The 13,836-nt window shown below is 44.2% G+C and carries 12 protein-coding genes; 3 read left to right on the top strand and 9 right to left on the bottom strand.

From position 1 onward, the window contains the following. The first annotated feature begins 379 nt into the window (after window positions 1-379). From E5672_RS10885 to glsB, 3 genes are all read left to right on the top strand, one after another. Complete coding sequence (locus E5672_RS10885; RefSeq protein WP_136782223.1) at window positions 380-1,339, top strand: chemotaxis protein CheV; 960 nt, start codon at window positions 380-382, stop codon at window positions 1,337-1,339. A 220-nt stretch (window positions 1,340-1,559) separates the two neighbouring features. Continuing rightward, a complete protein-coding gene (locus E5672_RS10890; RefSeq protein ID WP_136782224.1) occupies window positions 1,560-3,038 on the top strand; it encodes an alkaline phosphatase in 1,479 nt (492 codons plus the stop codon). Window positions 3,039-3,139: 101 nt separating this feature from the next. Further along, window positions 3,140-4,048, top strand: coding sequence for a glutaminase B (gene glsB / locus E5672_RS10895; RefSeq protein ID WP_136782284.1), 909 nt, complete (start codon window positions 3,140-3,142; stop codon window positions 4,046-4,048). Window positions 4,049-4,086: 38 nt separating this feature from the next. On the opposite strand, the gene E5672_RS10900 is transcribed toward glsB, so the two are convergent. The 9 genes from E5672_RS10900 to E5672_RS10940 all read right to left on the bottom strand — a co-directional run bounded on the left by E5672_RS10900 (window position 4,087) and on the right by E5672_RS10940 (window position 13,827). After that, on the bottom strand, window positions 4,087-5,529 hold the full coding sequence (locus E5672_RS10900) for a lipocalin-like domain-containing protein (protein WP_136782225.1): 1,443 nt from the start codon (window positions 5,527-5,529) through the stop codon (window positions 4,087-4,089). Further along, window positions 5,526-8,441 (bottom strand): FtsX-like permease family protein, encoded by a 2,916-nt coding sequence (locus E5672_RS10905; RefSeq protein ID WP_136782226.1) that lies wholly within the window; start codon window positions 8,439-8,441, stop codon window positions 5,526-5,528. Before E5672_RS10905 ends, E5672_RS10900 begins: the two co-directional genes overlap by 4 nt. 71 nt (window positions 8,442-8,512) lie before the next feature. After that, window positions 8,513-9,235: an ABC transporter ATP-binding protein gene (locus tag E5672_RS10910; protein ID WP_136782227.1), complete on the bottom strand. Its 723-nt coding sequence runs from the start codon at window positions 9,233-9,235 to the stop codon at window positions 8,513-8,515. Between the two features lie 357 nt (window positions 9,236-9,592). Continuing rightward, window positions 9,593-10,294, bottom strand: a complete 702-nt coding sequence (locus E5672_RS10915) for a VC0807 family protein (RefSeq protein ID WP_039218203.1) — start codon at window positions 10,292-10,294, stop codon at window positions 9,593-9,595. A gap of 46 nt (window positions 10,295-10,340) precedes the next feature. After that, window positions 10,341-10,880, bottom strand: coding sequence for a rhomboid family intramembrane serine protease (locus tag E5672_RS10920; protein ID WP_014950199.1), 540 nt, complete (start codon window positions 10,878-10,880; stop codon window positions 10,341-10,343). A gap of 21 nt (window positions 10,881-10,901) precedes the next feature. Further along, window positions 10,902-12,068 (bottom strand): glutathionylspermidine synthase family protein, encoded by a 1,167-nt coding sequence (locus E5672_RS10925; RefSeq protein WP_136782228.1) that lies wholly within the window; start codon window positions 12,066-12,068, stop codon window positions 10,902-10,904. Window positions 12,069-12,070: 2 nt separating this feature from the next. Then, window positions 12,071-12,739, bottom strand: a complete 669-nt coding sequence (locus E5672_RS10930; protein WP_136782229.1) for a DUF1190 family protein — start codon at window positions 12,737-12,739, stop codon at window positions 12,071-12,073. Between the two features lie 10 nt (window positions 12,740-12,749). Continuing rightward, complete coding sequence (locus tag E5672_RS10935; protein WP_014950196.1) at window positions 12,750-13,166, bottom strand: DUF350 domain-containing protein; 417 nt, start codon at window positions 13,164-13,166, stop codon at window positions 12,750-12,752. 16 nt (window positions 13,167-13,182) lie between these two features. Then, window positions 13,183-13,827, bottom strand: coding sequence for a YjfK family protein (locus E5672_RS10940; RefSeq protein ID WP_014979843.1), 645 nt, complete (start codon window positions 13,825-13,827; stop codon window positions 13,183-13,185). Window positions 13,828-13,836: the final 9 nt, after the last annotated feature.

A 13,836-nucleotide genomic window follows, 5' to 3' on the forward strand; every position in this document is an offset into this window, starting at 1 on the left:
AATGTTTTGGTGGGTGAGTTAGTTGAGCTTGGGGCAGCTTACTGTTCTAGGCGAGTTCTAAAATGTTCGCCTATATTTAGGAAGTACTCGCGTAGAAGCATTGCTGTGTAAGATTTAGCTTAATGTTGAAATGCCAAGTATTGACTAAGATTTCGGTTAGGGTGTTAAACGGTTTTTTATCTGATGGCTACGTGGTTTTGTGCTGATAACCCCCTAATAGTGCTGGTTTTTTCAACTGTCTATTAGCTAAATGGGTAATAGCTTTGTATAGGTGGGCAGGGTAACTTTAGCCTTAGAGTGTCACAACTGCGCAGTTTCAAAGGTTGTATATACTAGATTTGCGGTAGGTTGTTGATTATAAAATGTAAAAGTGGGTGTTATGAGTAGCAGTGTATTGTCGTCGGTCGACCAAAGAACCAAGCTTGTTGGTGAAAACAGGCTTGAGCTTTTGATGTTTCAATTAGGAACGCGACACATTTTTGCCATGAACGTCTTTAAAATTAAAGAAGTTATAAACGTACCCAAGCTCAATATAATGCCTGGTTCGCATCACAACTTGAAAGGCGTAATGAATTATCGCGGAAGCTCCATTCCGATTATCGACTTGCGTCAGGCAATCAAAATGCGGGGCGCAGCCACACAGGCAACAGCGAAGAATGTCATTATCACTGAATATAATAGAAGTGTTCAGGGTTTTATTATCGGTGAAGTTAAAAACATAGTTAATACATCGTGGGGAACTATCCAACCGCCGCCTAGCGGCATTGGTAAATCTAATTATTTAACCGCCATAACTCAGGTGAATGTCGAGGGTAAGCAAGAGCTAGTAGAAATTATCGACGTCGAAAAAGTGCTCGCGGAAATCATCGATTACGACACGTCTATCTCTGAAGAAGTACTAGATAAAGAGATAGTGAATCACTTTTTAGGTAAAAAAGTCTTGATAGTGGACGACTCAAGCACAGCAAGAAAACAAATTAAAGACACGTTAGAGCAGTTAGGCATAAGCATCATTGAACGCAAAAATGGTGCTGAAGCATTAGCGCTGCTTAAACAGTGGGCCGACCAAGGTAAAAATCCTACCGACGAGATTCTGCTCATGTTTACTGATGCAGAAATGCCAGAAATGGATGGTTATCGTCTCACCTCAGAAGTGCGTAACGATCCGCGTATGAGCAATTTATTCATAGCACTCAACACATCATTAAGTGGAAGTTTCAACGACGCCATGGTCGAAAAAGTGGGATGCGACAGGTTTATCTCTAAATTCCAGCCCGATATGCTCGTAGACGTGGCGCAACAGCGCATGCGCGAATATCTCTCATCACAAAATAGGTAATCGCTACCTTCTTAAAAGTTGCTAATTGGATGAGATGACCATCTGGTCATCTCGCGCTTGCGTTATTTTATCCAAAAGCTTTGAGCATCTTGTCAGCCTGCTTTACACTATTACGTCTTATCGCTTCACTAACATCAATGAATTTCGCGATAGTGTCCATATTGTTGTATCTACGGGTAACCAGACTCGTAGACACCTTTACTTACTCAGGGAAGTTTAAATGATTAAACAATTTGTTCGCACATCATTATTAAGTTGTGCGTCTGTTGCTGTTCTTGCGGGTTGTGGTATCACTGAATCTATGACCGAATCAGCAAGTGCAACTGGTACTCAAACCAAAGGTGTACCGAAAAATATTATAATGGTTGTAGCCGACGGTATGGGGCCTGCCTTTACCACGGCCTATCGCAATTACGTAGATGACCCATCAACACCATACGTAGAATCGGTGGTGTTTGATGATATTTTAGTGGGCAATGCATCTACTTATCCTGCTCAAGTCTCTGGTTACGTTACCGATTCAGCAGCCGCCGCAACGGCTCTAGCTACCGGTGTTAAGTCATACAACGGTGCAATAGGTGTCGATGTAAATAAACAACCGGTAAACTCTGTTATGTACCATGCTAAAAGTAAAGGCATGCGTACTGGTTTGGCAGTAACGTCTCAAATTGTTCATGCGACTCCCGCTTCATATATTGCACATAACGAAAGTCGTAAAAACTACAATGAAATTGCTGAAGATTTCTTTGATGTTCGGGTAGATGGTAAGTTTGTTGCTGACGTGATGTTAGGCGGCGGAACTTCTTACTTTGAGCGCGATGATAGAGATATTTTGGCGCAGTTTATTGATGCTGGCTATGAATATGCTGATTCATATAACCGTCTGGCTTCGGTGCCAGTGGGAAGTAACGTTCTCGGCCTGTTTGCGCCAGTAGCGCTGCCTGCAGTACTCGATGATAAGCGCAAAAATCGTCTTGAATACCTAACTCAACATGCGATTAAACACCTAGAAAACGACAATGGTTTCTTTCTTTTAGTGGAAGCTAGCCAAGTAGACTGGGCTGGTCACGCAAATGACATTGCTTCCGCCATGGCCGAGATGCATGACTTGGCGCTAACCATGGAATATCTGCGCGAGTATGTAAACACACACCCTGATACTCTTGTGATATTGACCGCTGATCACAGTACAGGCGGTTTAACTATTGGCGCAAACGGTGATTACCGCTGGAGCCCAGAGCATCTTAAGTCAATGTCAGCCTCGGTAATGACAATTGCTTTAGATATGGCAAACCAAGAAAACCCAGGCGAGTTTGTGGCTCAGAAGCTAGGCTTGTCGTTGAGCGAAGAAGAACTCGCTACTCTAGACAGCGTATCGAACCAAGATGATGAAACCCGCTATATGGCAGTAAAAACCTTCTTAGATACCAAAACAAATACGGGGTGGACAACAGGCGGTCACACCGGGGTAGACGTCGAAGTATTTGCGTTTGGAACTGGTTATAAATCGTTGATGGGGCAAATTGATAACACAGATATTGCAAAGACAATTTTCGGTTTTATTGATAAAAAGCAGTCACTAGCCATCGACTCAAATTCGAATAAAGTTTCAAAAAAGGTATCGACCAACATCGAGCTTACGTCAGACGAAGATGATGATGGCCTATGTGACTTTAAAGAAGATTGGCGCTGTAACTAATCGCTACATTGTAAGTACAGAAATTGAAGCGCCAGTGTTTTTAACATAGGCGCTTTATTTTTATTTGCAGTAAATAGGAAATGGAAACCATGAAAAACGAAATGCTGGCATTACTTCAAGATATCTATGATGAAGTTGAACCTATGTTGGGCATGGGAAAAGTTGCTGACTATATTCCCGCATTGTCTACGGTGAACCCACGGCAATTTGGCATTTCAATTTGCGACACAAACGGTCAAATAACGTCAATAGGCGATGCGAGCGTTCCTTTTTCTATCCAAAGTATCTCAAAAGTCTTTAATCTTGTGTTAGCCATCAATCATTACGGTGAAACCATGTGGGAGCGAGTAGGGTGCGAGCCTTCTGGATTGCCATTTAACTCTCTTGTACAGCTGGAGTATGAAAATGGCATTCCACGTAACCCTTTTATTAATGCCGGCGCACTGGTCGTTAGTGACATGGTGCAATCTCGGTTCGCTTCCCCTTATATCGCTATGCGAGACTTCGTAAGACGTTTAAGCTGTAATGGCGACATTATGGTTAACAAAGTAGTGGCAGAGTCTGAATATGAGCATCGTTCTCGCAATGCAGCGATGGCATATTTGATGAAGGCTTACGGAAATTTTGAAAATGAAGTAGAAGATGTGCTTCGCAATTACTTTCACAATTGTGCGTTAGAAATGAGTTGTGAGGACTTAGCCCGTTCAACCAGCTTTCTTGCTAACGCAGGCTTTTCTACTTGCGCAAATGAACAAGTGCTTACTCCCTACCAGACCAAACAAGTCAACGCACTTCTTGCGACCAGCGGTATGTATGACGAAGCTGGGAGCTTTGCTTTTAAAGTAGGCTTGCCGGGTAAAAGTGGCGTGGGCGGAGGCATAGTGGCTGTTGTACCGGGCCGCTTTTCAATATGCGTGTTTTCGCCAGCGCTTAATAGCGTGGGTAATTCTCAGCTAGGCGTGGCGGCTTTGACATCACTAAGTGAACGCATCAATTGGTCTATCTATTAGCGTTAACGGTACTGCTGTTAGATCAGAGGTCAAAAAACTTAGTAGCCTGTCAATTCCATAAAGCCGCTCCCTGAGTGGGAGCCTTTTATTTCTACTCGCCCTTCATAATAGGGAAATAAGCTGTTATTCCATTGGTTTTCCTTGAATGGGCGAATGGATAGGTCAATATCTTTTTCTGGTATTTGAATACGCCAAGCGGTGGGAACAGAGCGAGGTGACTCTCCCTCGTTGATTGTTTCATAGGACATTGGCGTAATTGATACGTTGACTTGCTCGATGGTTTCTTTCGTGCCATTTTCCGCTATATAGCTAGCCGTTGTGAATATTTCGCTGTGTTTGCTTTTGCTATTTTTCATGCTTTTATTCATGGCGTGCATGCGAAACGCCATCAATTTACTTCCATCGCCTAAATGCAGCGAGAACCAATCCCATCCCATGGCTTCACTGTTGGCTAAGTGGCTCGTCCATTCGTGATCAAACCAGCCTTTACCCGTAACTTTTACGCTATTGCCCTCTATGTTTAACGTACCTTTCGCGTTAATAAACGGTTGGCTGTAATAGTAAGAGCGAAGGCGTTCGTCTTGTGTTTTTTTGCTGTAGCCGTTATCACCCTGTTTGATGAAAGGCCCATAGGTATCTAGGTTAAGCGAGACTTTGACGGCGATAACGCCCGGTGCATCATTTAATTCTGATAAGCTGTCTGCAGCGGTAGCGGGGATTTTTCCATTTATTTTGACCGGATGATGCGTGCTGCTTTGCCCGAAAGCGACTTTTAACATGGACGGGAACATGGCTTTGCTTTCTGCACCTGATTGGACCTTCGCCTGTGCCGCTTTCCAAACCCAATCGTCAATAACTATCGCAAAGGGTTGTTGATTCACGTAGGCATTACCTACGCCGCCGCTTGCAAATCGTTCTTCGAAATAATGCTGTTCAGCGGTGTGCAGCGAAGCATGTCCCATCCATTGCTGGCCATTGCTCCAGTTTCTTGCGATATGGTTGTTGGCGTTAGTATGGAGGTTATTTTCAGAGCTATGACTAGCACTACTTTTAGCGCTACTTTCGGATTTACTTTTGGCGTTAACTTCAGCACTATTTTCAGCATTAGCATTAGCCTTAGCGCTTACAGGGGCATTTAGCTCAGTATTGAAACGAAAAAGTGTATATTGAAGGCCGAACTCTTGCCCGTCTTCAGTACTTAACACAAACGTAAGATACCACCACTCTAATTGAAAATCGGGATGACTCTTGTGGTCGTGCGGTAACTCCACAATATAGTCCCGCTGTACTGGCGTGAAGGAATCACTCGACTGCATGTTTCCAAAAAAGCCGTTTGGCGTGGAGGTTCCCAAAGCTTCGTTTTCATCTTTTGGGTTTTCAGTACATGCACTCAACGTGAAACAGATAGCTACAAGTACTAAAAATAGGTTGGCATTAAATCTCGAAAATGTGGTGTTGACGCGCCGTAATTGGTCTGTCATAGCTGAACTTCCTGCCTTAAATCAATTTTCGGCTTAAGTTTTCCTAGGGGTAACAACAGCACCAGTGAAACAATAAGCAGCGATAACCCCACGCTTGAAAGAATAACCTGAGCATTAAGAGAAAGTGGATACACCCAGTTAAACGCATGCCGGTTTACTTGTTGAATAAAAACATAGGCCAAGTACACGCCAAAAGGAATGGCGAGCAAGGCTGAAATAAAACAAAGCAGCAGATATTGCGCAAACAGAGAAGCTTTTACTTTAAGCTGACTAACGCCAAGGGCACGTAATACAGATAACTGTGCAGCGCTGCCAATTGTTAGTACCGTCAGCGAAACAGCGAAGGCAACGCCCGCCACCAATAGGGTGGTAATGTTAAGGCCGTCGGTTAATATAAAGGTACGATCAAAGGTCTGCATAGAGGTATTTAACAGCGCTTGTCGGGTATAAAGGGCAATATCGCGGTGTTCCCCTAACTGTGATTTTAGCTGCTGTTCGAGGATGTTCTTTCTATAGGCGTTTTGTTTGTTGTCGCCTATCACGTTAGCCTCAATAGACGGCTCTGGGTAAATAGCCATTACACCGGAAAAAAGTTGGTCTCTGATTAGGGGGTTGTTCCGATTAAAAGAGGGAAGAGGCACTAATATTTGCCCGTTCAGGTTACCGTAGTCAGGATAAATCCCCAGAACTTTCCATTGTGGCGTCGCTGCAAATACGTTTGAGTTCGACGAACTACTTTGTGAGCCTTGTGTTGGGTCAGTAGTTTTCTCTTGCGGCGAGCTATAAGCCTCGCTAGATGGATTAACCGCCGAAGAACTTGAATTTGCAGTTTTACGAAGGCGAATATTTTCTATATCTAGCGTGTGTCCTAACTTTGCGTTAAGGGCAAACGCTAATTGCTGATTGATGAATACCCCTTTCCCTTCTGTAAACTCACGCCACACTGTGTTGAGGTCGTTGTTTATTACATCATCGAGGACAAGCGCCTTTTTACCATTTTGGTGAACGGGGTAGCTACTGATAGAAACGTAAGTGGGCGGTCTGTTACTGACTTCATGTGTTTCTTCTTGAGCATGTGAGCCAATGACAGCTCCCTCTGCCTTAAGTAAAGGAGTTAAAACAAGCGGTGGTAACGATTTGGTAGATAACGTTTCAATACGTCTAAGTGGCGCGTCGGTGTACAGATAGAAAGGCGCGTAAAGCCTTTGCGTTAACCACTGTTCAGTGGCGTCTCTAAAGCTGTCCGTCATGGTATTCATACCAATATTTGCGGTAAGCGCGATAAAGAATGCACAAACGGCAAGACGGGTTTTACTAGACAGTAAATGCATGTTAGCAATGACGTAGTGAAACACGGGCCACTGTTTTGGTACAAATCTAGTCAGCAGCTTAGACAAAGTGGGTAACCAAAGAAGTACTAGTGCGCAGCTGGTAAGAAGTAATAATGCAACAAAGAAAAGTGCTGAAGCAGTAGAAGATACGAACTTCTCAGCGATAAATAACAGTAGTAGGGCACATAATGAGATAAGACCTACGGCAAATTGACCTAACGCGTTTTCTTTTTTGGCAGGCGCTACGGTTAGGGCATTTGAAAGCTTAATGATAGAAACTAACGAAAAAACAACCAGCGATATTAAGGTCGTTGTTAAAGCGAAGCCGAAGGTGAAAAGCAGATTAACGTCTGGGTTAACAAATACAGCGTTAAACAATGACGTAAACGTACTGTTTATCACAGGTGACAACCATGACGCCGCTTGAAAACCGATGAACATGCCAATTGGAATACTTATTACGCAATAAACAAGCAACTCGGTGAATAGGGCAACACTTAAAATTCGCTGAGATATGCCCAGCTGACGTAAACGAATGATATTGGGTAGCCGCGTTCGGTACATCAAGTTTAGCGCGTTCAGTACTATAAAAAGCGCCACAACGCCCATCAGTCCACTCATTGCCCAAAGATTTAGTCTAAAACTATCTGGCAACGAACCGGTGTCATTGTCTGTATTACTAGTGGTTTGCTTTACAGGTATTCCAAGTAGGGTTTCTATTTGGCTTAAATGCTGCTGTGATAGCGGTGAAAGTGCAATAAACCCGGAAAGTGGAACGTAAGCTTTATGTTGCTTTGCTTGATTCTCTTGCGCGCGTTTAGCATTGTCCAGATTAACAGGTAAAACAGGTTTATCATTTCTAATCGTTACCCCGCCTCTGTAAAACTCATCAATAGAGATCAAAATTGTATTTTGCGGGGCAAAACTGCTCACATACGCGCTAACCGTTGCAGGCCAATAGGGACTAGGCGCGGATTTTTTATCGGCTTCATTGAGCGTGTCGTGACAGGTTAGTTTTGCGTTCGTTAAGGGGTGAATAAGCCCATTTACAGCGAAGTCGACCCCAGAATTTGAGCGTAATACAATTCCTGCTGACGTCTGGCGGTTTTCCATTTCACTAGATTTCCCCGCATTTTGCGATAAATAGGATAGTGAAACAGCGCTATCGTTTTGGGCAGGCGCCTCAAAACCTCTCGCTCCAAATGTACTTCCTAAAAGAGGCTGAGTATCAACACCAAGTAATGTGAGAGTTGTTGCTGTGGGCTCGCTGCCATTGCACGATAGGGTAACGTTTCTTTCAGCTATCGCAACAAGCTGGGTAAAACCCTGCTTGCGAAGCGTGGCATAATCGCTTTGTGTAAAGCGAGCTCTACTGTCTGCTGGAGTTATGATACTGCCCAAGGTAAGCCCTTGCTTCGACTGTAACAGTTCACCTTGTGTAGCGCCTTCGTTTATCAATAAAACGGTAACTAAGCCAGCATTGGCCAGTACAATCGCGGTCATAATGAGCAGAGGCTCCCACGGCCTTTGCTTTGCCATTGCTAGTAAGCTAGAAAGCGTTAACAATAAAGTGCGTAGCACGTTATCTTCCTACTTGATGTTTTCGATGTGTTTTTCACAAGGCTCATATCACTAACGTCTTTCACCTGTAATTAGCTTGCTGCTATTGGTGAAGACAAGGTTTGCTCTGGACTTTCACAATTCACACTCTCTAATACCCCTTTGTGTAGCCGCAAAGCGGCGTCTGCTTTTACCGCGACGTCTTGGCTATGAGTAACCACAACAAGAGAAGTGTTGGCCTCTTTACAGGTTTTAAAGAGTAAGTCAGACACGGTTTCGCTGGTGGTCTCGTCTAAATTGCCGGTGGGCTCGTCGGCCAAGATAAGCGAGGGGCGATGTACAAGTGCTCTAGCAATGGCACAGCGCTGCTGTTCACCGCCAGATAACTGACTTAGGGGCTTTTGCGCTAGGGGTAATATCCCAAGCTGCTCCATTAACGCTAATTGGTAGTCGTTATCTACATTACCTTTTAGCCTTGCAGTAAAGGCAATGTTGTCCCACGCATTAAAACAGTCGAATAAATTGAAGCTTTGAAACACAATACCTAAATGCTGTTTGCGAAAATTGTCGATATCCCTCGCTTTAAATGTGTTATCGAGTTTGCTGTTGCTGGCAATCGACAATCCATTTACCGCAATATCTCCACCGTCGGGCGTCTCAAACCCAGCAATAAGCGACAGCAAGGTAGATTTACCGCAGCCAGAAGCCCCCTGAATACTCACCGATTCACCTGCCTTTACAGTAAGGTTAAGGTTGTTGATGAGCGGAGCCCCTGTCTGTGAAAAAGATTTCTTTAAGTCTTTTATTGTCAGCATAGTTTGCCGTTTTGTTGTGAGCCGTTTTCTTGTGAACACGAAGGAGCGAGAACGCACGCAATACGCTATACGTTATACGCAATACGCAGCGCTTATGGCGTAATGCTAGAGGTGCTATGCGCGCTTTAAATTAGCGCCTACATGTTCTAATAGAACGGGTTATTTTTATATTTGAGAGTATACGTAATACCCACGCTTTTTGGTTAAAAGCGGTGCAAAAATTTGATGGGCTGATACTCTTATGCGTCTAAGGGATTGCTTTGGTGGCTTAGGATAATAGATATGTAACAGCCTTAATTGTGGGGAAGGGCATGTTAAATACAAAAAGGGGCGTTAAGCCCCTTATCAACTGTCTTTTTACTGATTAATAAAGTTATCGAGTTCTTCGCCAGTAATTTTTTTGATTTGAGCAAACAAATACCAGAGCGCTGCAATAAGCAAAATCATGCTCGGGATCACAATAACTGGGTAGCTAAGCGCAGTCATTCGGCCAAGTTCTTCAGTGTAGGCCGTTGTGCCAGGCTCACTGACCAATATCATTTTTGCCAAGATATAATTTAGTGCAGAAGAGAGGAAAAACGAACTGGCTACAATATAAGAACTCACCGCAACTTTCTTTTTAAATTCTGGTTGCTTGCCTTTCGCATCAAGAACTTGGTTTAGGTGAGGCCAGTTTATGATCTGGTCGTTCAAAATAAGCATTTTGACCAAGGGTTTATTAGAGTACTGGGTGACCAGTACTGCGATACCGATAATGCCCGGAATAGCGGCTTCTTTTATCGCAATATACTCGGCAGGCAGTTTAAGTAAGCTAAACCCACCAGTAAGTAGTACGCTTATAATACCTAAAATGGAAAAGCCATTGACCTTTCCCGACTCTTTTAAATCCCAAAGGCCATAACCAATAGGAAAGCTGAGTGCCGCCACAATGCTCCACGCAGGGCCTAGGTAATCTTCTGAACTTGCATAGCTCATTAGCACCACAGGAATAACAATGTTAAACGCGAGGTTGCCGAAAAAGCCTTGGTTCTTTTGTGTAGGTTCTTGTACTGCTGACATATCTAACTAAAACGTCTTATCTTGAGGCTAATTATACGTAAACTAATTAGCGTGCCCAGTGCCATGCGGCAAATAAGCCACCAATAAAGCCAAACAGATGATATTCAAAGGAAATAAATTTGGATGTGGGAAGCACACCAACCAGCATTCCTCCGTATAGCGCCGCAACTACAAGTGAAATAAGTAAATACCGCACTTTGTTACTTCTAAAACCTGCTAATACAAGGAAACCAAAATAGCCATATACCATGCCGCTCGCGCCAATATGCGTAGCGCTTCTACCGAATAGCCACACGCCTAAACCACCAATAAGCAGTGCGCTTAGCGTAGCGATGAGAAACGTGCGTTTTCCCCACTGCATAGTAAGCCACATGAACAGCAAAAGAGGCACCAAGTTAGCCATTAAATGGGTGGGTGTACCGTGAAGGAACGGGGCTGTGAATATATATGGCAAGGTTGACAGGGTGCGAGGCACTACACCAAACTGATTAAGTGCATTGCCGGTAAGTAAGTTTGCTACTTCTATTACGATTAATAGTGCACCTAACGTTAGCAGAACGCGAATTTGAAAAGAAAGCGGCTTCATAAAAAGGCCCCCTTAAATAAATTACAAAATAATATGGGGAAGGTAGCGAGAGAGATCTTGGGTAATAGCAGATGCATCTTCCCTTACTGAAATACCTGCGGGCATGTCATCCACCAACCAACTACCAATAAGTGTATGGTTACCTTCAAAAACGGGTAAAGGTTCAAACGCTTGAACAATATAGCCTTCTTCGCCGTAAGGACCATCGCTAAGCTTATTCTCAATTCCACCTTCAATGATAGAAACATTCGCGCCTTCCCTAGAAAACAGAGGCTTTTTAATCCACTTTCCTGATAGTGTGTTTGTGTTTATTTCGTCTGAAAAATAAGCGGGAAGCAGGTTCGGGTGGCCTTTAAATTTCTTCCAAAGCTGAGGAAGCAAGGCTTTATTGGAAATTATCGATTTCCATGGGGGCTCTATCCAATTAACCTGGGCATCTTCTAACACGTCGCCAAATTCTTCGCGCAGCATAAATTCCCAAGGATAAAGCTTGAAGCAGTCTGTAATTGGCGCGTCTTGAAGATCGGTAAAAACGCCTGTGTCCGCTAACCCAATGTCTTCAATAAAAACGAAGTCAGCTAAAAGCCCGGCCTCTGTAGCGCAGTCTTGTAGGTACTGTACTGTTCCGCGGTCTTCTACGGTATCTTTACAACACGCCATGTGCAGTTGATTAATGTTGTAGTGCAATGCTATTTCGCGAAAGCGATGAACTAGTTTTTCTTGCAAGCTATTGAACTGATCAGCGTGCAGGGCTAGTTTGCCGGCATCCACATTTTGTGAAAGCCACAGCCATTGCCAGAACCCAGATTCATACAAGCTGGTGGGCGTATCTGCATTGTTTTCTAGCAGCTTAGCTGGCCCTTTGCCACTATAGACAAGGTCAAGGCGTGAATACAAACTGGGGGCTCTTTCCTGCCAGCTGTTTCTTACTAAGTCCCAATGTTGCTCTGGGATCCGAAAACGAGTAAGTAATTCCTCACTATTAACCACATCTTCGGTCACTGCCAAGCACATTTGATGTAGCTCGGCTGTGGGGTCTTCAATATCGTTTTCAATTTGCGCTAGCGTGAATTGGTAGTAGGCACTTTCATCCCAATAAGGCTCGCCATACATGGTGTGGAAATGAAAACCAAACTCGTTAGCCAACTGCTGCCAGCCCTTGCGAGGCTGGCAAGGCATTCTAAACATAGTTATCCGCCCCAGCCGCCTTTACGGCTGCTGCTACCCCAAGACGATTTTGCACGAACGCTGCTACCAAACCCGCCTCGTTTCATTGTGCGGTTCACGGTAGGCTTAGGCTTATAAACGTCTTTGTTTACGCGATATTTTCTTTTGCGAATGTCGCCGTCGAACACATAGCCGTCTGCCGTTATCCAGCGTGAACGAAACGGTGAATTATATGAATAGGAAGTATATAAGGGCTGTGAGTAATAGCGATTTGGCGATAGCAGAGAGCTCACCATGTAGCCTGCCATGAATGGCATGAAAAAGCTGCCGCTACTATTATTCACATATTGGCACTGGTTAGGGCCAAATTCATGTTCGCAGTCGTACTCAGAGCTAAAGCGCGGACTGGTGCGCATGGCCTCGTCGACCGCTGTCTGGTAGGCAGCTTCGCAGCGCTCTACTGCATCAGGAAAATCCTGTTTACAGTCTTCTAGCGAGGTGTAAATGGTGGCGTCTTCTTTTTCGCCGCCACAACCACTTAAAATAACGCTGGCCACACCTAATGCTAAAGGCTTCACGCAAAAACCTTTGCGCATGCGACTAAGGTCAATATGTTTGGTGCGTTTCAATGCGGGCTTCTCACCTTGCACGCTATCAATAACATCAAGCAGAGTATTTCGTTTATCAGTCATCGCTGCCCCCTTAATAGGTCATGCAAGCGGCATTGAGTAAGCCTACGGCAATAGACATGCTAGCAAGCATTACACCCGCAGAAACTTCGTTATTGTTTATGCGCTCGGCGATTTTCGGCATAAAGCTGAAGCGCAAAATGGCAAACGCTAGGGATTGTGCAATCACAGCTACCAACGCCCAAATAGCAAAATCTACTACAGCGACAGAGTTTGAGGCTGCGCTTCCCAGGGCAATAGCAAAACCGATAATAGCACCACCAAAGCCGATGGCAGCGGCGACGTTTTTCTCTTCTTTTACCAGCTTCCATTCATCGTGAGGTGTAACCAAGGCGTACACCAACTTGAAGATAAACAAAAAAACAATCGACAAGCCGAAGTAAAGCGCAAAGTTGTCCAGGCCAGCCAAAGATTGCATGATCGTATCCATAGTTATTCCCTTTTTATTAACCGTTTATAGTAATATCTGCAGGTTCAACATCAAACCCCGTTGAAATCACCAAACATCTATCTAAATTATTACCTACTTGCTTTTCTTCACCCACAACAAGCAGGGTTTCAACTCTGTCATTACTGATAGGGCGTTCGTACAGCATCATAAACTGATCAGTGGTACTCACATCACCATCTTCTTCATAGGTAGTTTCAGTGACGGCAACAGGCGGTGACTCATCGCCCACTGCACCCCACACGCGGGTATAGACCTTGCCGTCAAGCTCATAGGTGGGCTGGCTGATAACGTTTTTCAAGCATTCGTTCCACTGAGCAGTATTACCGATGGTTTTTGTTTCGTAAAAATGCCACAGCTTAACATCGGTAATATGATTCTCAGACAAGCCGCCGTCGGTGACCACCTGTAAAAACCCATCGTCGTCGGTGTAAAAGCGAAGCAGAGTGCCACCTGTATCTAAGGGCGCTTCTCCTACCGCTTGAATTAATTGAGAACGGGCTGCGCCTTCAATAGTGAGCTCCGGTTCTAATAGCGAAAGTTTCAAGTTATCTAACTCGAAAGAGCCACCTAAATAAAGCCCCATTATTTCTGGCGACTTAGGTTTTTTAGGTTCTGATTTTTTAAATAGTTTACTAAACATGTTTACGCC

The organism is Alteromonas portus, from assembly GCF_005117025.1.
GTDB lineage: Bacteria > Pseudomonadota > Gammaproteobacteria > Enterobacterales > Alteromonadaceae > Alteromonas > Alteromonas portus.